Annotated in this window: 19 protein-coding genes and 1 tRNA gene; 8 read left to right on the top strand and 12 right to left on the bottom strand. The window is 58.4% G+C overall.

Annotation, left to right across the window (positions count from 1 at the left end; genetic code table 11):
- Nucleotides 1-9: 9 nt before the first annotated feature.
- The 4 genes from AC2FNC_RS03515 (at nt 10) to AC2FNC_RS03500 (ending at nt 2,376) form a co-directional block, all read left to right on the top strand.
- Nucleotides 10-801, top strand: coding sequence for a cytochrome c1 (locus AC2FNC_RS03515; RefSeq protein ID WP_480474560.1), 792 nt, complete (start codon nt 10-12; stop codon nt 799-801).
- Between the two features lie 200 nt (nt 802-1,001).
- Entirely contained in the window at nt 1,002-1,253 is a 252-nt protein-coding gene (locus AC2FNC_RS03510) for a PepSY domain-containing protein (protein WP_480519674.1), read from the top strand.
- Between the two features lie 5 nt (nt 1,254-1,258).
- Nucleotides 1,259-1,834, top strand: a complete 576-nt coding sequence (locus AC2FNC_RS03505; protein WP_480606087.1) for a cytochrome b/b6 domain-containing protein — start codon at nt 1,259-1,261, stop codon at nt 1,832-1,834.
- Nucleotides 1,831-2,376 carry a helix-turn-helix transcriptional regulator gene (locus AC2FNC_RS03500; RefSeq protein WP_496714628.1) on the top strand — a complete coding sequence of 182 codons (546 nt, stop codon included), beginning with the start codon at nt 1,831-1,833 and terminating at the stop codon, nt 2,374-2,376. The genes AC2FNC_RS03505 and AC2FNC_RS03500 overlap by 4 nt, the downstream gene beginning before the upstream one ends.
- Here AC2FNC_RS03500 and mtaB read toward each other — a convergent pair.
- Both mtaB and dapF read right to left on the bottom strand, forming a co-directional pair.
- Nucleotides 2,358-3,614 carry a tRNA (N(6)-L-threonylcarbamoyladenosine(37)-C(2))-methylthiotransferase MtaB gene (gene mtaB / locus AC2FNC_RS03495; protein WP_480625082.1) on the bottom strand — a complete coding sequence of 419 codons (1,257 nt, stop codon included), beginning with the start codon at nt 3,612-3,614 and terminating at the stop codon, nt 2,358-2,360. The two genes, AC2FNC_RS03500 and mtaB, sit on opposite strands and share 19 nt — an antisense overlap.
- Nucleotides 3,611-4,444, bottom strand: coding sequence for a diaminopimelate epimerase (dapF, locus tag AC2FNC_RS03490; RefSeq protein ID WP_496714627.1), 834 nt, complete (start codon nt 4,442-4,444; stop codon nt 3,611-3,613). The genes mtaB and dapF overlap by 4 nt, the downstream gene beginning before the upstream one ends.
- A 220-nt stretch (nt 4,445-4,664) precedes the next feature.
- Here dapF and AC2FNC_RS03485 point away from each other — a divergent pair.
- Nucleotides 4,665-4,740, top strand: a tRNA-Lys gene (locus AC2FNC_RS03485).
- A gap of 444 nt (nt 4,741-5,184) precedes the next feature.
- On the opposite strand, the gene AC2FNC_RS03480 is transcribed toward AC2FNC_RS03485, so the two are convergent.
- The 4 genes from AC2FNC_RS03480 to AC2FNC_RS03465 are packed head-to-tail and all read right to left on the bottom strand — an operon-like array spanning nt 5,185 to nt 10,023.
- The gene (locus AC2FNC_RS03480) at nt 5,185-6,636 is read right to left on the bottom strand and encodes an aldehyde dehydrogenase family protein (RefSeq protein ID WP_496714626.1); all 1,452 of its coding nucleotides are present in this window, start codon (nt 6,634-6,636) and stop codon (nt 5,185-5,187) included.
- Nucleotides 6,637-6,668: 32 nt separating this feature from the next.
- A complete protein-coding gene (locus AC2FNC_RS03475) occupies nt 6,669-8,267 on the bottom strand; it encodes an ABC transporter ATP-binding protein (RefSeq protein ID WP_496714625.1) in 1,599 nt (532 codons plus the stop codon).
- Complete coding sequence (locus AC2FNC_RS03470) at nt 8,264-9,079, bottom strand: ABC transporter permease (protein WP_480606098.1); 816 nt, start codon at nt 9,077-9,079, stop codon at nt 8,264-8,266. Before AC2FNC_RS03470 ends, AC2FNC_RS03475 begins: the two co-directional genes overlap by 4 nt.
- Complete coding sequence (locus tag AC2FNC_RS03465; RefSeq protein ID WP_480560124.1) at nt 9,076-10,023, bottom strand: ABC transporter permease; 948 nt, start codon at nt 10,021-10,023, stop codon at nt 9,076-9,078. The genes AC2FNC_RS03470 and AC2FNC_RS03465 overlap by 4 nt, the downstream gene beginning before the upstream one ends.
- 263 nt (nt 10,024-10,286) lie before the next feature.
- Between AC2FNC_RS03465 and AC2FNC_RS03460 the strand changes: the two genes are divergently transcribed.
- On the top strand, nt 10,287-11,291 hold the full coding sequence (locus AC2FNC_RS03460; protein WP_496714624.1) for a GlxA family transcriptional regulator: 1,005 nt from the start codon (nt 10,287-10,289) through the stop codon (nt 11,289-11,291).
- Nucleotides 11,292-11,299: 8 nt separating this feature from the next.
- Here AC2FNC_RS03460 and AC2FNC_RS03455 read toward each other — a convergent pair whose 3' ends face one another.
- The 6 genes from AC2FNC_RS03455 to AC2FNC_RS03430 form a co-directional block, all read right to left on the bottom strand.
- Entirely contained in the window at nt 11,300-11,860 is a 561-nt protein-coding gene (locus AC2FNC_RS03455) for a sarcosine oxidase subunit gamma (RefSeq protein WP_496714623.1), read from the bottom strand.
- Nucleotides 11,853-14,798 (bottom strand): sarcosine oxidase subunit alpha family protein, encoded by a 2,946-nt coding sequence (locus tag AC2FNC_RS03450; protein WP_496714622.1) that lies wholly within the window; start codon nt 14,796-14,798, stop codon nt 11,853-11,855. The genes AC2FNC_RS03455 and AC2FNC_RS03450 overlap by 8 nt, the downstream gene beginning before the upstream one ends.
- Complete coding sequence (locus tag AC2FNC_RS03445; RefSeq protein WP_480474536.1) at nt 14,795-15,082, bottom strand: sarcosine oxidase subunit delta; 288 nt, start codon at nt 15,080-15,082, stop codon at nt 14,795-14,797. Before AC2FNC_RS03445 ends, AC2FNC_RS03450 begins: the two co-directional genes overlap by 4 nt.
- A 13-nt stretch (nt 15,083-15,095) precedes the next feature.
- Nucleotides 15,096-16,346: a sarcosine oxidase subunit beta family protein gene (locus AC2FNC_RS03440; protein WP_480519599.1), complete on the bottom strand. Its 1,251-nt coding sequence runs from the start codon at nt 16,344-16,346 to the stop codon at nt 15,096-15,098.
- 245 nt (nt 16,347-16,591) lie between these two features.
- Nucleotides 16,592-17,551, bottom strand: a complete 960-nt coding sequence (locus AC2FNC_RS03435; RefSeq protein WP_480519597.1) for a ligand-gated ion channel — start codon at nt 17,549-17,551, stop codon at nt 16,592-16,594.
- 168 nt (nt 17,552-17,719) lie between these two features.
- The gene (locus tag AC2FNC_RS03430; RefSeq protein ID WP_496714621.1) at nt 17,720-19,207 is read right to left on the bottom strand and encodes an ABC transporter substrate-binding protein; all 1,488 of its coding nucleotides are present in this window, start codon (nt 19,205-19,207) and stop codon (nt 17,720-17,722) included.
- Nucleotides 19,208-19,375: 168 nt separating this feature from the next.
- Between AC2FNC_RS03430 and panB the strand changes: the two genes are divergently transcribed.
- Complete coding sequence (gene panB / locus AC2FNC_RS03425) at nt 19,376-20,215, top strand: 3-methyl-2-oxobutanoate hydroxymethyltransferase (protein WP_496714620.1); 840 nt, start codon at nt 19,376-19,378, stop codon at nt 20,213-20,215.
- Nucleotides 20,212-21,063, top strand: a complete 852-nt coding sequence (gene panC / locus AC2FNC_RS03420) for a pantoate--beta-alanine ligase (RefSeq protein WP_480519591.1) — start codon at nt 20,212-20,214, stop codon at nt 21,061-21,063. The genes panB and panC overlap by 4 nt, the downstream gene beginning before the upstream one ends.
- The last annotated feature ends 62 nt before the right edge of the window (nt 21,064-21,125 follow it).

Here is a 21,125-nt window from a genome sequence, read left to right as displayed (position 1 = left end):
ACCGGAAACATGTTCAAGAAACTTGCAATCGGCGCCGCGTTTGCTCTGGCCCTGACCCCTGCTGCTTCCATTGCAGCAGGCGGTGGTGAGCAGCATATCGAAGATTTCGCCTTCTCGTTCGAAGGCCCGTTCGGCACCTGGGACCAGCATCAGCTGCAACGTGGCCTGCAGATCTATACCGAGGTCTGCGCGGCTTGCCACGGTCTGCAATATGTGCCGCTGCGCGATCTGAAAGCGCTGGGTTACTCGGAAGAAGAAGTCATCGCATACGCGGCTGGCAACTTCGAAGTCTTCGACCCCGAGCTGGACGATTTCCGTCCGGCGATTCCCACCGACCACTTCCCGGCCAATACCGGCGTCGGCGCACCTGACCTGAGCCTGATGGCCAAGGCCCGTGCCGGATTCCATGGGCCTTATGGCCTGGGCATCAACCAGCTGGTCAAAGGCATGGGTGGACCGGAATACATCGCGTCTTTGCTGCATGGCTACACCGGCCACGAAAAAGAAGAGGCGGGTGCGGTGCTCTATGAAAACACTGCCTTCCCCGGCGGCTGGATTTCGATGGCGCCTCCGCTGGCTGATGAGCAGGTCGAGTTCGCAGACGGGCACTCGAACACGGTCGAGCATATGGCCGAGGACGTTGCCGCATTCCTGATGTGGGCAGCCGAGCCAAAGCTGACAGACCGCAAGAACGCAGGCTTTGTCGGTGTGATCTTCCTGACCGTTCTGTCGGTGCTGCTGTACCTGGTCAACAAGCGTCTATGGGCGCCGCACAAGGGCAAACTCCGCAAGGAAGATTGATCCGATCCGTCCTACCGGATTTTACTAAATCAGCCCCCCGCGCCGTCAGGTTGCGGGGGTTTTCTTTTGCCAAGCCGCCATCAGCGCGCGCTTATTTGGTCGAAATAAGCGCCGGGTCAATGGATTGGACAGCTTCACAGGCGCACATCAGCCACAACGGCTGATCAATTGCCGTTTGTCTGAAACACGGAGTCACGACAATGAAACTTCCTATTCTTTTTGCCTCAATTCTATTTGCAACGCCGGTATTGGCGCTGGATCTTGCACCCAATGCGGAACTTGGAAAATCCGAGGCCGAAATTCGGCAAACGCTGACGGGCATGGGATTCGATGTCCGCAAAATCGAGACGGAAGATGGCAAGATCGAAGCCTATGTCGTCAAGGATGGTCAATTGGCCGAGGTTTATGTCGACCCCGCAAGCGGCAAAGTCGTCAAGATTGAGGACCAGTAACCGGAATGTCTGAAACAGAATTGATGCATCGTGGGCGCACAGGCGCCCACGAAGTTCAGGTTTGGGATCCACTGGTCCGGCTGGTTCACTGGATCGTAGCCCTGTGCGTTCTGATCAATGGGGCGATTTCCAATCCCGAGGGCGCGTTCCACGAGTATGTGGGCTATGTTGTCCTGGCTTTGGTCTTGTTGCGGTTGCTTTGGGGGTTAACGGGTCCGGCTTTTGCCAGGTTCACCGCCTTTCCTTTCAGCCCCCGTGCGGCCCTTAATCACCTGCGGGACATGGGGCGGGGTGATCAAAGCGTGCACCTTTCACACAACCCTCTGGGGGCCCTTATGGTCTATAACCTCTGGGCGACGCTGCTGGCTTTGTGTGTGACAGGAATCATGATGGGAACAGTTCGATTCTTTGGCGTCGAATGGGTCGAAGACCTGCACGAACTGGCCTTCAACTGGCTGATGCTATCTGTTCTGCTGCATGTTGCCGGGGTTGTCATCGATCAGTGGCGAACAGGTGTCGCTTTGGCAAAGGCTATGATAACAGGGCGGAAGAATATACCTGAGGACTGGTCAATCAAATGATCAAATGGATCAGAAGCTATTGGCGGCCCGGCGATGCAGACGCTCACCGGGCTGTACTTATGTCGATAATGATCGTTGTTCAGGTACTTTGTGTGGTGTTTTACCTTGGCGATGTCGCCCTGGATTTGAAGGAAGGCGAGGGACCTTCTCATGTAAGTCTTGAGGCGTTTGTCGCATTTGTTCTGCTTGCCGGAATTGTTTTTTTCATGATTGAACTTCGACGCCTGCTGGCAAGGGTGGAACAGACCAAGCTTGGCCTACAGGCCGCGCAGGGTGAAATGAGCGTGGTCATCAACACGTTTTTCGACCGTTGGGGGCTCACCGCTGCCGAGCGAGACGTGGGTCTTTTGGTTCTGAAAGGGCTGGATAACGAAAACATCGCGCGCATCCGGGGACGGGCCGTCGGAACCGTGCGCGCGCAGACCGCCTCGATCTATGCCAAGGCCGGGGTTGATGGGCGTGCGCAACTGATAAGCGTATTCATGGAAGAATTGCTTGCCGCAGATGGTGAGGCTGCGGACCTTCAGACAACCAAACTGTGATCATTCGCCCCAATGGCTCGGGCGGTTACGATCTGACCTTCGGGCTGAGGTGCATTGAACGTAACTTCGGTGAATTGTTCGGTCCGCCCCATATGCGGGTTCTCCATCAGGATCCGATGGGTTTTGCCGATCTGTTCTGACAGGTGTTTCCTGACCTGAACGTCCCCAGCCGCACGCAGACGGGCGGCGCGATCCTTAATTACATTCCCGTTCACCTGCTGCGGGATGCGGGCTGCTGGAGTGCCTTCGCGTTTCGAATATGGGAAAACATGCAGCCAAGTCAGATCGCAATCGGTAACCAGCTTCAGCGAGTTCTCGAAATGCATTTCGGTCTCGGTCGGGAAACCTGCGATGATGTCGGCACCAAAGGTCATGTCGGGGCGCAGTTTTCGGGCCTCTTCGGTAAACCGAATGGCATCGTCGCGCAGGTGGCGACGTTTCATGCGCTTCAGGATCAGATCGTCGCCATGCTGAAGCGACAGGTGTAGATGCGGCATCAGGCGTGGTTCGGTTGCTATGGCCTGCATCAGATTCTCGTCCACTTCGATCGAGTCGATCGAACTGATCCTCAGGCGAGCCAAGTCCGGCACCAGTTTTAGAATACGCATCACCAGATCGCCCAGTTTCGGCTGCGCAGGCAGATCGGCCCCCCATGAGGTCAGGTCAACGCCGGTTAGCACCACCTCATGATAGCCCCGATCCACCAGCCGCTTGATCTGATCCACCACAACACCGGCAGGCACGCTGCGCGAATTGCCCCGGCCATAGGGAATGATGCAGAAGGTGCAGCGATGGTCACACCCGTTCTGAACCTGCACATAAGCGCGTGAGCGTGTGCCGAACCCGTCGATCAGGTGCCCGGCCGTTTCGGTGACAGACATGATGTCATCGACCTGAACGGCCTCGGTCTCGCCGATAAAGTCGGCGGCCATGCCTTTCCAGGTTTCTGGCCGCATCTTTTCCGTGTTGCCGATCACCGCATCGACCTCGGCCATCTGCGCGAAGGTGTTGGGTTCTGTCTGGGCAGCGCACCCGGTGACAATCAGCCGGGCGTTCGGATTTTCACGTCGAAGTTTCCGGATCTCCTGCCGTGCCTTGCGCACAGCCTCAGCCGTGACGGCACAGGTGTTTATCACCACGGCATCCGTCAGTCCGGCTTGTTGCGACAGCTCTTTCATCGCCTCGGTTTCATAGGCGTTCAGGCGGCAACCCAATGTGGTGAATTTAGGCGGGTTCATCCCAGCGTCCCTAGAAACTCGGGCGACAACGTGCCCGAGAAGACGTGACAGGTTGACCCGGTCATCCAGACGCCATCCTCGCGCCAGTCAACCCAAAGGGTTCCGCCATCAAGATCAATCTGCACCTTTCGCCCTGTCAGCCCACGCCGCGCCGCAGCCACCGCGGTTGCACAGGATGACGACCCTGATGCCAGGGTTATGCCCACGCCACGTTCCCACACCCGCATGCGGATGTGATCCGGACCCACGACCTGAGCCACCTGCACATTGGTGCGCTCGGGATACAAAGGATGGTGTTCATAGCGGGCGCCGAACTCGGCCAGCGGAATCGCCTCGGCGTTTTCAACAAAGAATGTGCAGTGCGGATTGCCCATACCCGTCGCTGTAGGGGCACCCTCGATTGGCAGTTCCAACGTGTCTATCTCTTCAGCCAACGGAATTTCGTGCCATTCCAACTGAGGAAGACCCATATTGACCGAGGTCAGCCTATCACCTGCGTCCTGCGCAACAAGCGTTCCACGTTCGGTTGTCAGCGTCAGTTGGGTTTTGCCCGTCTCATCCATCAACATTCGCGCGATGCATCTTGTGGCGTTGCCACACGCCGCCGAAGTTGATCCATCCGAATTGTAGAACACCAGATGCGCGTCAGCCGCACCGTTTTCGATTACGGCCAGCTGATCGAATCCCACACCAAAATGCCGATGTCCGATTCCTCGGGCCAGTGCCGGGGTAATCAGAGCATCCCGCGCACGCGCATCAATAATGACGAAGTCATTGCCCAACCCGTGCATCTTAACAAATGGCAAACTGATATCGCGTTTCTGTTGCATGGCGGCGATATAACGTCGGTCGGAACATGAATCCACCCTGTCGCGTAGAATCGTGAAAAAAGGGGTTGACCCCCCTGCGCCACCTGCCTAATTAGGCCGCCTATCGGGTCGCTGGAAACACAGATTGTTTCAGCGAAACGAGGCGCAAAATAAGGGCTTGAACCCGGTTGGGAAATTGCCGTAAAGAGCGCCACGGATCGAGAAGATCCAACAAAAGAGTGGGCCGTTAGCTCAGTTGGTAGAGCAACTGACTTTTAATCAGTGGGTCGCAGGTTCGAATCCTGCACGGCTCACCACTTTTTAACAAACAAATATATTGCGATGCGCATGCCATTGCTTTGCGGATAAGTACGTCCGGTTTTTCGAACTAATCACGGGCGACACCGATGCGACGGGCCAGTATCACTTTGCTTACCGCTTTCTCCGGTGTCGGTTGGGGCTGCGCAATCCTCCTTGGAATGCTCAGAGCGAACCAGATCCATCCAGTGTTGGGGGTGGGGGTACCTCGTTGGTAGGAGTTCCGTTTACGGATTCATCTCCTATGCCTTCAGACCGTGCGAAACCGTTTCTCAAAATTGCTGTCCTCGTGCTGAGTCACCCGCGCTTTGGTGATTTCACCGCGGGTTACAAACTTACGCGTAGTCTCGCCACCTTCAGCGGTTCCACACCTTGCGAATTCATCAACAAATCTGGGGCGCGCATGCGCCAAAGAAACGATGATCTGACAGGTCGGGCGCTTGTTACCCGTGATAGGCGGCCACTGTCTTGAGTTGTGAAAAGCCATAAAGCGCCTCAAAGCCTTTCTCGCGGCCGTGGCCGGATTTGCCCACGCCGCCAAAAGGCAGTTCAACGCCGCCACCTGCCCCATAGTTGTTGAGGAAGACTTGACCCGCGTGCAGCCCTTTCGCCAACCGCATCTGCCGCGCACCGTCGCGTGTCCAGACGCTGGCGACAAGGCCGTAGTCTGTGCTGTTGGCAATGATTAGAGCCTGTTCCTCGGTGTCAAAGGGGATCAGAACCTGGACCGGGCCGAAGATTTCATCGCGGGCGAGCGGGTGATCCGGTGGCACATCAGCGAACAAGGTGGGCCGGACATATGCCCCGGTTTCTGGCGCATCCTGTGTGATCGTCCCTTCTGCCGCAATGGTCAGATCGGCGCATTTGTCCAGAAAGCTGTTTACGATATGCTTTTGCCGCTCGGAAATCAGCGGCCCAACGCGAAGATCCTGCATCGCGGGCCCAACGCTAAGCTGTTCATAGGCCGCGGTCATGCGGGATTTGACCTGATCATAGACACCGCGCTGTACCAGAATGCGGGAGGAGGCCGAGCAGGTCTGCCCCGCGTTTTGAATGCCCGCATTCACCAGAAATGGCAGAGCGGCATCCAGATCGGCATCGTCAAACACCAACTGCGGGGATTTTCCGCCCAGCTCCAGCGTCACAGGCACAACGTTTCGCCCCGCAGCCTGTTGCACCAGGCCCCCCGTGGCGACCGAACCAGTGAACGAGATATGGTTGACCCCCGGATGCCCGGACAGTGCGGCTCCGGCCTCGGCCCCCAGACCGGGCACAACATTCAGTGCACCTGCTGGCAGACCCGCTTGCTGTGCGAGATGGGCAAAGGCCAGCGCGGTCAGGCAGGCCTCCTCTGCCGGTTTCAGAACACAGGCGTTGCCCATGGCCAACGCCGCCCCGACCGAACGCCCGATAATCTGCATCGGATAGTTCCACGGCACGATGTGGCCCGTCACCCCATGGGGTTCGCGCAGGGTATAGACGGTATAGCCATCGAGATAGGGGATGGTCTCACCCATCACCTTATCCGCTGCACCGCCGTAGAATTCACAATAGCGCGCCAGCGCAATGGCATCGGCGCGAGCCTGCGTCAGGGGCTTACCCACATCCATCGCCTCAAGCCGCGCCAGATCGTCCACGCGCTCCAACACCAATTGTCCCAGCCGGGTCAGGATGCGACCACGCTCCAAGGCCGCCTTGCGCCCCCAGTCGCCCTTTAACGCAGATCTGGCGGCGGAGACCGCCGCGTCAATATCCGCGCCCGAGCCGCGCGCGATCCGGCAGATCTCGGTCCCGTCTGACGGGTTGGTCAACGGCAATGTTTCGCCCGATGCCGTAGGCGTCCAGTTTCCACCGATCATGCAAAGGGTGGGGTCAAACCAGAGTGGTTGGGTCATTTTGGCCTCCATTCAGGCTCTAACAAAGGGTTTTACGCCGACAACTTCCCGATTTCAGGCAATTGGGGCGCGGCGGCGATCAAGGTTTGCGTGTAGGGATGCTGCGGGTCCGAGAATACCTGTTTGGTCTTGCCTTGTTCGACAATTCGTCCGGATTGCATCACCAGAACATGATCGGTGATGGTACGCACCACACTCAGATCGTGGCTGATGAACAGGTAAGTCAGATCATAAGCATCGCAGAGTTCGGCAAGCAGATCGAGGATTTGGGCGCGCACCGAAACGTCGAGGGCTGAGACCGCCTCATCGAACAGGATCAGTTCCGGCCGAATGATCAGAGCGCGGGCAATGGCGATCCGCTGGCGTTGCCCGCCCGAGAACTCGTGAATGTATTTGCCCGCATCATCGGGGCCGAGGCCCACTGCCGTCAGCATCTCTGCGATCCGGTCCTGGCGTTCGGAACCCTTTGGTGGCGTTTCCAACAGGTGAAAGGGTTCGGTAATCAGGCGCGCGACACGGTGGCGGGGGTTGAAGCTGCCATAGGGATCCTGAAACACGACCTGCATCTTGCGACGCACCGCAAGGTTGGGCCTGTGGCCGGTGAAAACCGGCTGACTGTCCAGCAGGATCTGACCGGATTGGATCTCTTCCAATCCCAGAATAGCCCGTGTTAGGGTCGATTTTCCGCAACCGGACTCGCCCACCAGCCCCAAACGCTCCCCTCGGTTGAGGGTAAAGCTGACACCATCCACCGCGCGGTGGTGACGCGGCGGTTCCAGCAGACCTTTGCGGGGAAGGCGGTAATCCCGGACGACCTGCGAAACCTCCAGAAGCGGGCGTTGCTGTGTAGGTTCAGGCAGGGTGACCTGATGACCCGAAGCTTCGAACAACATGCGGGTATAGGGGTGCTGCATATCTCGAAACAGGTTTCGGGTCGCGCCACTTTCGACGACCTCGCCGTGACGCATGATGACAATCTGATCGGCCATGTCCGAGACCACAGCCAGATCATGGGTGATCATCAGCAAGCCCATATCATATTCGCGAACCAGCCCTTTCAGCAGATCAAGGATTTGCGCCTGCGTTGTGACATCCAGTGCCGTCGTCGGCTCATCCGCGATCAAAAGCCTAGGGCGCAATGCGATGGCCATTGCAATGACCACACGCTGACGCTGCCCGCCCGACAGCTCATGCGGATACCGCGACAGAGGGAACCTGTCGGGCGGCAGGCCAACCCGGGTCAAAACCTCTGTGGCACGGGTCCGAGCCTGAGCAGGAGGCATTGCCTTGTGGATCAGGATGGTCTCCATCACCTGATCGCCGATGGTTTTCACCGGGTTGAGTGCCGTCATCGGTTCCTGAAACACCATCCCGATAGACGCGCCACGCAAGGCGCACATCTCGGCCTCGGATTGGGTCAGCAGGTCAGTGCCGTCCAGTCGGATCACGCCGTCTGCCGTTGCCCCGTTTGGCAGAAGCTGCATCACAGCCAGTGCTGTCATGGATTTGCCCGAACCACTTTCACCTGTCACCGCCACGATCTGGCCTGGATCGATAGACAGGTTCACCCGTTTCAGGATCGACACCCCGTGGATCGACAGGGACAGGTTTTCGACTTGCAGCAACGTCATGCCCGCGCCACCCTGATCCTTGGATCCAACCAGTCGCGCAGACCATCACCCAGCAGGTTCAAACCCAGCACGGTGACAATGATGGCCATGCCCGGAATCAGAGCCAAATGCGGAGCAAAACTGACCATTGTCTGCGCGTCCGCAAGCATACGGCCCCAACTGGGTGTCGGCGGCTGCGCACCCAAACCGACATAGGACAGACCCGCCTCGGCCAGTATGCCCAATGAAAATTGGATGGTACCCTGAACGATCAGCAGGTTGGCAACATTGGGCAGGATATGTTCGGCTGAAATCCGTGCTGCGCCTTTGCCCGACACACGGGCGGCAAGTATGAACTCGCGCTCCCACAGCGACAATGCGGCCCCGCGGGTGATGCGGGCGAAGACGGGGATGTTGAAAATACCGATCGCAATGATCGCGTTGATGGCACCGGCACCGAACACAGCCGTGATCAGGATGGCGATGACCAGCGAGGGAAAGGCAAAGACCAGATCGTTGCCACGCATGATCACCTCATCCAACCACGATCCTTTGCGCGCGGCGGCTGTCAGGCCAAGGGGTACGCCCAGCGCCATGCCGATCCCCACAGCCACCAGAGCCACCGCAATCGACGTGCGTGCACCGACCATGATCATCGAGAGCATGTCGCGGCCGAAGTGATCCGTCCCGAACCAGTGCCGTGCATCGGGCGTCTGAAGTTTGTTGGGGATATCCAGCGCGGCATAGTCGTAGGGTGTCCAGACAAACGAGGCCAGCGCCGCCAGCACCACCAGCGACGACAGCGCCGCGCCCAGAATCAGGTTGCGGCTCATGACCGGCTCCTTAGCCTTGGGTCAACGGCTGCATAGGCCAGATCCACCAGAAAATTCACGGTGATCACCGCAAAGACCAGCAGCATCACCACCGATTCAACCACGATCAGATCGCGGGCCGAAATGGCCTGAAACACCAACCGCCCGAGGCCCGGCAGGTAGAACACCTGTTCGATGATGATCGACCCGGCCAGCAGGAAGGAAAACTGCAAGCCGATGATCGTCAGCACGGGGATCAGCGCGTTTCGCACCCCATGCCGCCACAGAGCCTGACGACGCGACAATCCCTTAGCCCGCGCGGTGCGCATAAAATCCTCGCCCAGAATATCCAGCAGCGCGGATCGCATGACGCGGGCCAGGATCGCGGCCTGAGGAAGGGCTAACGCAATGGCGGGCAAAGTCAGCGAACGCAGCCCTGCCCAAAGGCCCTCGCCCCAGCCAACAAACCCACCGGCATTGAACCAGCGTAGGTTTATGGCAAAGATCAGCACCAGCATCATCGCGAACCAGAAATTCGGCACCGCGATACCAAGCTGTGTCGCCCCCATCACCGCCAGATCCCCGGGCTTGCCCCGACGCGCGGCGGCATAGATCCCGGCGGGAAAGGCGATCAGTGTGGACAGCGTGAGCGCATATAGCGCCAAAGGCAACGATACCCACAGCCGGTCCGCAATCATCTGCGACACCGGTGTGCGGTAGGTGTACGAGGTGCCGAAATCCCCGGCCACCATCCCCCCGACCCAGTTGAAATACCGCTGTACCCTTGATCCATCCAGACCCAGTTCAGCCCGCAGCGCGGCCAACGTATCCTCCTGCGCGTTGACACCCAGCATGAACGAGGCCGGGTCCCCCGGCGCGACCTCGATCACGGCAAAGATAACCACCGAGGCGATAGCAAGGCTGGCAAGCAATGAGATCAGTCGTTTAAGGGTATAGCGAAGCATTGAGGCCACGTTAGGGTCTCAGCCGTCACGGGTCCAGCATCTACGGCATCGCCAGACCGGCAAATGGCGCTGCGCAACCTTTGTCCCTTTCAGCCTGTCAATCCGAATGAGACCCCTGACCCCGATTTTCGCCATGTTTGTTGCGTGTTTTTTCGATTTCGCACGTTCCGTGTTTTGCTACACTTGTTGGAACCGTTTCCGCAGGCCAGAGCGGCCAAGGAGCAATCCGGGCCGAACCAGGATTTACTGATAGTGTAGCGCTCATGCTGACAGAAAATAGAATTGAGATCGGGTTTCTGCTGTTCGATGGCTTTCCGATGGCTTGCCTGACCTCGGTCATCGAACCGCTGCGCGCTGCAAATGAGATCGCCGGGCAAGAGGCATTTCGCTGGTCTCTTGTGGCGGAAAACGGGGGAAAGGTCAGCTCCAGCGCTCATGTGCGTTTTGAGGCTGAACGCAACCTCTCAGACTGCCAGCCGATTGATATTCTGTTCCTGCTCAGCAGTCCGACCTCGGACTTCAGAAACCCGACCCAGGGGAATGGTGCGTTGCGGGCCTTGTCACGACACGGGACAATTCTGGGCGGTATCAGCGGCGGCGTTTTCCCGCTCGTGCGCTCGGGGGTCATGACCGGCCATCCGGTATCGGTGCACTGGTGTTACGAGGCTGCATTTCTGGCCGAGTTTCCCCAGATAGATGCGCGGCGCGAAGTGATCGTGTCGGATGCCACGCGGTATACTGCGGCCGGCGCGGCGGCCGCGTTTGATCTGGCCCTGCATCTGATTCAGGACCGGTTGGGCGGCGAAGTCGCACATGAGGTGGCCTGCTGGTTCCAGCATCCGATGATGAGAGGGGAGGGTGTTCAGCAACAGGTGCCCAGTGCAAGCAAACCTGCCACGGGTGAAAAGCTGCCGCCGCTTGTGGCGCGATGTGTCGACCTGTTCGCAAGCCGTATCGGCAATCCGATCTCGATCGCGGACATAGCGGATCAAACGGGCGTCACCTCCCGCCAGATCGAGCGCGCCTTCAAACAGGCCACGGGGCAAAGCCCCAGCCATTATTTCCGGTCCATGCGGATGAAGGCGGCCCGTCAGATGGTTGTCTATACCAAGGACCCTATTGCCGACATCGCTGCGGCCATCGGATACAGCTCGGTCACGCCTTTGGTGACACACTATCGGTCCGCCTTTGGTTTAAGCCCCAGCGAGGACCGGCGACGGATCAACCGGTTTCGGGTCGAAGACAACGCCCCGCTGCCCTCAAGCTGACCTTGCCTTCAAAGCGCCGATTTCATTGCGGCCACAATCGCATGATGCAGTGACCCGGCAGACGATCTTGGCCCGTAGACACTGAACGAACCAGAAGCACGGCACAGGACGAAACATCCCAGGTGATGGATTGACGTGCGGGATGCGGCACCGACCGCCATTTTTCGGCAATCCAGACTGCTTAGCAATTCCAGCACTGCCAACACGCCCTCTCCGTCCAGATCAAACCTGACCCATGCGTCTGTCTGTTCGGAAACCGATGCGTTATCCCCAGTGCTTTCTTTCACCAGATGCGCCAGATCTTCATGCGTCACAAAGGGCGCTTCTATCATCCATTGATCAGGCCCGGTCCAGAAGGCTACGATCGGCCCGCCGGTAAACTTACCAACGCCAGGCGTTTCCACTCCGATCAATTGGGATACGACGTTTCGGGTCTTGTTTTCCCGACCCAGCCGAGCGGCGACCGAGGCCAGCGCCACACCCGGAGTTTCGGTACAGGTCACGCTTCCGACCCTGTCGATCTTGGGTTCGGTTTCACCCAGCGCGGTTATTGCTTCAAGATCATGCACGGAGCCGTTCTCCCTCGGGGTCGACGAAATGGGCCGAGACGATTTCAACCTCGACCGTGAGATCGGTCACTGGCGACACAAGGCGCATCTTTTCGCCCTGACGTGTGATGCCGTTTTTCAAAAAGCCAAGGCCGATATGGCTGTCCAGCGACGGCGAATATGCTGCCGATGTGACATAGCCCTGATCATGGGCAGCATCCACGGGACCCGTGGCATTCATCAGATGCCCTCCGGCGGTTACCTTGTCGCCAGCGTTCACAGGCTTGATGCCAACCATCATCAAAGCATCTGGTTCGTTCAGCCCTTCACGCTCGGACAGGACTGAGCCGATGCTGTCTTTCTTCTTGGAGACCATCCGACCCATTCCAAGGTTCAGGGCGGTGGTGGTTCCGTTCAACTCGTTGCCTGCGGCGTGACCCTTTTCGATCCGCATGACGCCCAGCGCTTCGGTGCCGTAGGGTACGACATCGAACTCTTCACCTTCCTGCATCAAACGCCGCATCAGCGCGTCGCCGTATCGCGATGGCACCGCGATTTCAAAGGCCAATTCGCCCGAGAAGGAAATACGGAACAACCGCGCGCGCAACCCGCCGCATACGGTGATGTTGCCGCAAGCCATGAACGGGAAGCCTTCATTCGAGATGTCGAACTCGGGATCCACGATCTTTTGTAGAAGTTTGCGCGAATTGGGCCCGGCTACCGCATATTGTGCCCAGGCTTCGGTGGTCGAGATCAGTTGTACATCCATGTCCGGGAACAGGCATTGCCGGACAAATTCCATATGCTGGTAGACCTTGACCGCATTGGCGGTTGTGGTGGTGACCACGAAATGATCCTCGGCCAGACGCGCGGCGGTACCGTCATCCATCGCAATTCCATCCTCGCGCAACATCAGCCCATAGCGAGTTTTGCCGACGGCCAGTTTGGCAAATCCGTTGCAATATAGCCTATTCAGGAAATCCGCCGCATCCGCACCCTGAACATCAATCTTTCCAAGCGTGGTGCAGTCGCACACCCCGACCGAGGCGCGGGTCTGGCGCACTTCACGGTCCACGGATTCCCGCCAATGGGTTTCACCGGGCAGCGGGAACCACTGTGCACGCAGCCAATTGCCGACCTCGACAAACACCGCGCCGCGTTCCTTGGCCCAGTAATGTGACGGGGTCAGGCGGGTTGGATGAAACTCCTTGCCTTTCACCCGGCCAGCAAAGGTTGCAATCGGAACGGGCGTATAGGGCGGGCGGAAGATCGTTGTGCCGGTTTCCGGAATGGACTTACCCGCAAGCTCGGCCATGATCGCAAGCCCGCCCATGTTCGATGTCTTGCCCTGATCGGTGGCCATGCCCAACGTGGTATAGCGTTTCAAATGCTCGACCGAGCGGAACCCTTCCTGATGGCTGAGCTTAACATCCTTGACGGTCACGTCATTCTGCTGATCCAGCCACGCGCGGCTGCAACCCTGAACATGCCAGAACGGTGTCTGCGAGATCGGGGTATCCTCGGCCTTAGGCAGATCGGGCAGCGGACCTTTCAGGCCCAGCGCCTGCGCCGCGCCTTCTGCCCCGGATTGCAGGGCGCCATGGGTGGACATCACACCATTCGCCGCCCCTGCGACGGACAGCCCAGGCGGCAAGTCCGCGCCGGGCACGAAAGCCGCCAGATCTTCGTTCCACGCGGGACGCCCCCGTTGATGGCAGGTCAAATGCACGTTGGGGTTCCAGCCACCCGAGACGCCAAGCGCGCCGCAGTCCAGCGTGCGCGACGACCCGTCTGCCAGCTCGACCTCGACAAAGGTCAGCCCCAGTCGGCCTTTGGTGTCCCTAACCTGCGCGCCGCGCAGAACTTCATAGTCATGGCTGGTCGGGGCGTCGTCACGGACGTCGACGACAGCAGTAATCCTGACACCCTTTGCGTGCAGGTCCGCAGCGGTGCGGTGGCCGTCATCGTTGTTCGTAAATATGGCGACACGTTGCGCCGCCGTGGTTGCAAACCGATTTGCATAGCTGCGCAACGCACTTGCCAGCATGATGCCGGGCCTGTCGTTGTTTTCAAACGCGATGGGCCGCTCGGTCGCGCCAGCGCATAACAAGGCGCGTTTGGCGTAGATGCGCCAGAGGATCTGCCGCGGTTTACCGGAAGGCAGAGAAGCAAGATGATCGCCCGTCCGCTCAACTGCGCCATAAATGCCGTGATCAAAGGCACCGATCACGGTCGTGCGCGACATCATGCGAACGTTTGGCATTGCAGAAAGTTCAGCGACACTCTGTTTAACCCAATCGGTCGCATCGCTGTCGTTCAGCGAAAAGGATTCGCTGTTGAGCCGCCCGCCAAGTGCGAAATCCTCATCCGCAAGAATGATCTCGGAACCGGCCCGGCCCGCCGTCAGTGCCGCCATCAGCCCGGCTGGACCCGCGCCGATAATCAGCAGATCGCAATGTCGAAACCCCTTGTCATACTCATCGGGGTCTTCCTGCATCGACAATGACCCAAGACCTGCGGCGCGACGGATCATCGGCTCGTACAGCTTTTCCCAGAACGCGGCAGGCCACATGAAGGTTTTGTAGTAGAACCCCGCCGTCAGAAAGGTCGAAAACCTGTCGTTGATTGCCAGAGCGTCAAATCTCAGGCTGGGCCATCGGTTTTGGGAATGGGCCTCAAGCCCCTCGAACATCTCAACGGTCGTGGCACGAGTGTTGGGTTCCTGACGGCTGCCCGTGCGCAGCTCGACAATGGCGTTGGGTTCTTCCGAACCGGCAGTCAGCACGCCACGCGGGCGGTGGTACTTGAACGACCGGCCCATCAGGCGCACGCCATTGGCCAGAAGGGCCGAGGCCAGCGTATCGCCCGGATGTGCATGGTAACTGCGATTATCGAATTTGAAATTCAGGGTTTTGGTGCGGTCGATCTGACCGCCACTCAGCCTATTGTCTTGAGTCATTTGGAACGCCCCTGTGCCCGGGCCACGTCACGGGCCAGTTCCACTTTGGAAATCTCATGTGTCGCGGTGTTGCGAGTAACAACCAGCCAAGATCGGTCGCCCCCCTCGTGGAACCACAACTCGCGGTGTTCGCCGGCTGGATTGTCGCGCAGATAGGCGTAGTCATAAAACGCTTCGGCCGCGTCTTCGGCCAGCCAATCGGGCCTGTTGATCAACGAAGCGTCTCCCAGATAGACGAATTCGGAACTGTCGCGCGGGCCCAGCAAGGGATGATGGATGATCATGGTGCTGCTCCCCTCAGTGCAGGTTGGGCTGGTTGCCCATACCTTTTTCGTCGATCATGCGGCCCGTGCGGAACCGGTCGAACCGATAGGCGGTGGCTGTCGGGTGCGGTTCATCCTTTGCCAGCAGATGCGCAAAGCAATACCCCGACGCCGGAGTTGCCTTGAACCCGCCGTAACACCAGCCGCCATTGAAATAGAGGCCATCGATGCCGGTCCGGTCGATGATGGGCGATCCATCCATGGACATATCCATGATCCCGCCCCACATCCGCAGAAGACGCGCGCGACCGATCATCGGCATCAGGGCCATGCCGCCCTCGCAGACATCTTCGACCACCGGCAGGTTGCCGCGTTGTGCGTACGAATTGTACCCGTCGATATCGCCGCCAAAGACCAGCCCGCCCTTATCGGACTGGCTGACATAGAAATGTCCCGCGCCAAAGGTGATCACGCCGGGCAGAACCGGCTTAAGACCTTCTGAAACGAAGGCTTGCAGGACATGGCTTTCGATTGGCAGCCGCATACCCGCCATGCCCATGACACGTCCCGAATTCCCGGCCACGGCACAGCCAACCTTGCCTGCGCCAATGAACCCTTTCGAAGTTTCAACGCCCAGACATTTTCCGTTTTCGATACGGAAACCGGTCACTTCGCAGTTTTGGATGATATCGACACCGTGGCTGTCTGCCGACCGGGCATATCCCCAGGCCACCGCGTCGTGCCGAACCGTGCCGCCGCGCCGCTGGGCAAGCCCGCCCTTGATCGGGAACCGGGCATCGTTGAAGTTCAGGAACGGGTATTCCTTGCGCACCTGTTCGGCATCCAGCAACTCGGCATCCGCGCCATTCAGGATCATGGCGTTGCCACGTCGCGTAAAGGCGTCGCGCTGGGCGTCTGTGTGGATCAGGTTGATGATCCCGCGCTGGCTGACCATCGCGTTGTAGTTTACGTCCTGCTCAAGACCTTCCCACAGTTTCAGCGAGAACTCGTAGAAAGGTTCGTTGCCGTCCAGCAGGTAATTGGAGCGGATGATGGTTGTATTGCGCCCGACATTGCCGCCACCAATCCAACCTTTTTCAATCACCGCCACATTGCGGAGGCCAAATACCTTGGACAGGTAATGCGCCGTAGATAGGCCATGACCGCCACCGCCGATGACGACGATGTCGTAATGTGGCTTGGGCTCTGGCTCGCGCCAGGCCGGTGTCCACCCTTTGTGCCCGGTAAGAGCCTCTTTGATGACCTTGAAACCAGAGTATCGCATGAATCGGACCTTTTTTTTCAGAATCCGCGAAATAACCGAATTTGGATACTCTTGAATCCGACATCTGTTGTGTTGAATCAGACACCACGACAATCAGCAGGGCCTGCTTAATCTTGCGATTTTTACTGTTGTTGGCAGTGCGCGGTGTCCGCCACGCCGTCCTGCTGCGCCGACAAGGGTCAGAACAGCCGGTAGCCAAAGCTATACACGCGATTTCAGAACCACATAGATGTGGGATTCGGCGCCTAAGACGTCATCAGAAAGACAACGACGGCATAGCCGATGATGGCGGCATATCCCAACGGGTAAATCCATTTGATCGCGTAATTGTCGAGCTTTCTGGCCGTCTCTTCCCGACCGGAAACTTTCAATTTACGCAACATCACGCTGAAGACGATAATCGTTCCTGTCATCAGGAACATGCATTGCAGAATGAAATCCAGAAACGTCAGATAGCCAAGCTTGGGCAAGTCAGCGGAAATGGCCCAGTTGAAGGCCACAAAGACCAACAGGTTGCCGCCTGCGATCTCGATCCGTTTTCGGTATTCATCCAGAAAGAAAAGCGCCCATCCCACCGTGATCAGCACCAGCATCGGCAGGAAAATGCGGATGGTGTAATATGTCAGGTGCCGGGTGCCTTCGAAGACAAGTTCGACCCGGTCGCTTTCGTTGCCCGACAAACCGGTCGTCGTTGACGTCAGAGCCCTGGCATTGCCAAGTATCCATTCCTCTTCGCCCAGCATGTCACCCAGACCGGAGTATTCATCAAGCGCGTGATAGAGAACGAATTGCGACGGAAACACCGATACGACTTCGAAGTGAAATTCCTGCGTATCGAACGGGTATTTGCGAAAGTTGAAATGCGGAGCCTGCAAGGTTAGCGAGGATTTTTCGACAAAAGTCACGTGACCATCATGACGCACGGCAACTGCGGATTCATGAATCCATCGATTGGACTGTTGGTTGTGGATAACAAAAGCCGGGGTTACCACATCCAGCTCAGCGGCGTATTTCACGAAAGCGGGCGGTTCAAAAACCCGAAAATCACGACCAAGGCTTTCCGCATCAAACGCCAGCTCCGGGTCTGTCCATTCGAACCGCAAAACAACCACGGCACCATAGTTTTCCGATTGCTGATCGACGCTGGTAATCTGGTCGATCTTGATACCAACCCCGACTTGCAGCGGGTTGTCCGGGGTTCCCACAAGCGTGTCCTGCTGCCCTTGGAACAAGCCCTGCGCAAAACCTGCGCCGGGAAGGACAGACGCGAAAAGAAAAAGAAGGATTCCGGCAACAAAGCTATTCATGATCGTTAAGAAACGCATTTCGCAATGGTGAGGCTGGGCCCGTCAAACAGGCCCAGCCAACTGGTGTCATTCCGACCAGGAAATGGCAGTCAGGTCGATAGCCGCAGTTGGAGCGTTCTCCCACAGGCCCTGAACACCTGCCTTGGCGACGCCCAGCTTGGCCAGCTGGAACAGGTACCCGTTGACATAATCGTTCGAGATGAGGCGCTGTGCCTCACCCAGAAGACGGGTCCGTGCCTCGGGGTCGGTGGTGGTATTCAGCGTCTCCATCAGCGTCTGAAAGTCGATGCTGTCATACTGGAAGTAATAGTCGGGCCGCGCATAGATGCCGATATCCATCGGTTCGGTGTGGCTGACGATGGTCAGGCCAAACTCTTTGCCTTTGAACACCGATTCCAGCCACTGGGCCCATTCCACATTGATGATTTCAGCCGTGATGCCGACCTCGGCCAGCTGTGCGGCGATAATTTCACCGCCCCGGCGCGCATAAGATGGCGGTGGCAAGTGCAGAGTTGTCTCGAACCCGTTTTCAAATCCCGCCTCTGCCAGCAAAGTCCTGGCCTTTTCGGGATCGTAAGAAGACTGGCCCGTCAGATCGACATAAGCGGGGTTGTGTGGCGCGAAGTGTGTCCCGATCGGGGTGCCGTATCCGAACATGGCGCCGTCGATTATGGCCTGCCGGTCAATTGCATGGGCCAACGCCTGCCGGACACGAATATCATTGAATGGCGGCTGTTTGTTGTTGGTGGACAGGATCGTTTCACCCTCGGTCGATCCAACCAGAACCTGAAACCGCGGGTCAGCTTCAAACTGGGGCAGGTTTTCCGGTGCCGGGAAGTTGTCGAACACGTCCACATCTTCGGCCATCATGGCCGCAAAAGCGGCTGTCGGGTCTGAGATGAATTTGAACGTCGCAGTCTCTAAAGCGGGTTGATCGCCCCAATAATTGGGGTTGCGGTTCAGTGTTATGCTGTCGCCCTGAACCCAGTCACCAAAGGTGTAAGCGCCGGTACCAACCGGGCTTGTCTTGATGGTCTCGATGCTTTCAGACGCGACGATCACCGCGTCACCCCAGGCAAGATTGAACAGGAAGTTACCGTTCGGATCGGCCAGGGTGATCCTGACTGTCAGCGGATCCACGGCCTCGACGCTTTCGATCCCTGCAAACAATGCTTTCTGCGCGTTGGCGCTGTCCTCGGCCGTGGCCCGGTCAAGGCTGAATTTGACATCCTCGGCATCCATGGTCGTGCCGTCATGGAAGGTCACGCCATCGCGCAGTTTGAAGGTATAAGTTTTGCCGTCTTCGGAAATCTCCCAGCTTTCCGCAAGGCCGGGCACGACCGAACCGTCGCCCATGAAACGGGTCAGACCTTCGAAAATGTTGGTGTAGACAACCGAATCGATGGCCTGAGCTGCTGCGCTGGTCGGATCTAGATGCGGGGGTTCCAGCTGCATGGCGATGGTGATGTCGGATTTGGCCAAAACCTGCGTTGCCAACAGGCTGGCGCCGATCGCCACGGTCGACGCGAATGTCCGAAGCACGTGTTTTGTCATGTGAACTCTCCCAACTGAAAATCTGCGCCCATGTTTTCCGGGCCGTTTTATCGGCAGTGTTCCTTTAAACCTGAGGTCAATCAAGGGAATGTTCGCGCAACCGGGGTTTCTTTGGCCCCGGCTGATCTGCTATGCCGCACTGCAACATATGCACTGCAGGAGCCAACCATGAGCGCCACCGCCCGCAAAAAGGCCCCGAACGCCGAAGATATTCGAGCCCGAAAAGGCGGCGTGCCTCTGGTCTCGCTGACCGCATACACGACGCCTATGGCGCGCCTGATGGACACGCATTGTGACTTTGTTCTTGTGGGGGACAGCGTCGGGATGGTTTTGCACGGGCTGGAATCCACCCTTGGTGTCACGATGGAGATGATGATCCTGCACGGTCAGGCCGTCGCACGCGGGCTGAGCACGGCGATGATGGTTATCGACATGCCGTTTGGCAGCTATGAGGAAAGCCCGGCACAAGCGTTTCGCAACGCGGCGCGGCTGATGGCGGAAACAGGTGCGGGGGCAGCCAAGCTGGAAGGCGGTGTCGAGATGGCCGAAACCATCCGCTTTCTGGTCAGGCGCGGCATCCCGGTGATGGCCCATATCGGTCTGACGCCGCAATCGATCAACACACTGGGCGGCTACAAGGTGCAGGGGCGTGACGAACAGGCCGAAACCGTCATGGCAGACGCCCGCGCCGTGACCGAGGCTGGCGCGTTTTCCGTGGTGCTTGAGAAAGTGCCGCAAGGTCTGGCCGACAGGATCACCGAACAGGTTGCCATCCCCACCATCGGAATCGGAGCGTCCGCCGGTTGTGACGGTCAGATTCTGGTCGTCGATGACATGGTCGGCTTTTTCACCGCCTTCAAACCCAAATTCGTCAAACGCTATGCCGAGCTTGGCCCGTTGGCCGAAGCCGCCATCGCAGAATACGCGGCCGAAGTGCGTGCGCGGACATTTCCGGCGGACGAACATGTCTTTGCTGTTCAGGCTCCGGCGAAAGGACCAAAGACGTGACCGCGCCGATCCTGCGCTCGCTGGCGGAACTGCGAACCAAGACGACAGAATGGCACCGCGCAGGTGACGTTATCGGCGTTGTACCGACAATGGGCGCACTGCACGAAGGGCATTTGTCGCTGGCGCAGGCCGCAAAGGAAAACTGTGACCGGGTGATCGTGACGATCTTTGTGAACCCCAAGCAGTTCAACAACCCCGAAGATCTGGCGAACTATCCCCGCACGGAACATGAAGACGCGCAAAAGCTGGCCCCTTATGGCGTGGATGCGATCTATGTGCCGGACCTTCAGGAAATCTATCCCGACGGCTTTTCCACCACGGTATCCGTGGCCGGTTTGACCGACATGATGGAAGGCCCTTTCCGCCCCGGCCATTTCGAAGGCGTGGCAACTGTAGTGGCCAAGCTGTTCCTGCAAACGCAGGCGGATCGAGCCTATTTCGGGGAAAAAGACTACCAGCAGCTGCTGGTGGTGCGCCGCATGGCCCGCGATCTGGACATTCCCATCGAGGTTGTTGGCTGCCCAACCGTGCGCGAGCCTTCGGGGTTGGCGATGTCGTCGCGCAATCTGCTGTTGTCGCCCGAGGGCGTAAAGGTCGCGTCCCGCATGAACGAGGTCATGCGGCGGGTGGCGGATAAGCTTGCCGCTGGCAAGGAATTCACGGTGCTGGCGCAAGACGCAAAAGCCGCATTATTGGACGCTGGTTTTACCGAGGTGGAATATATCGATCTGCGCTGCGCCGAGACGCTGGAAAGCCTGCCCAATGCCTGCAAACCCGCGCGCTTGTTCGTCACGGCCTGGGCCGATGGCGTCCGCCTGATCGACAATATTCCCGTCGATCCGGTCTGATTTCTGCTCTGGCCCCGGCGCCGTTGTTTGCGCTAAAGTCGCGCAAAATGACACCGGGGGAG

Source organism: Ruegeria sp. BHSA123 (genome assembly GCF_059613425.1).
The sequence above is the reverse complement of the archived record's forward strand: the minus strand, read 5'-3'. Positions and strand labels throughout refer to the sequence as shown.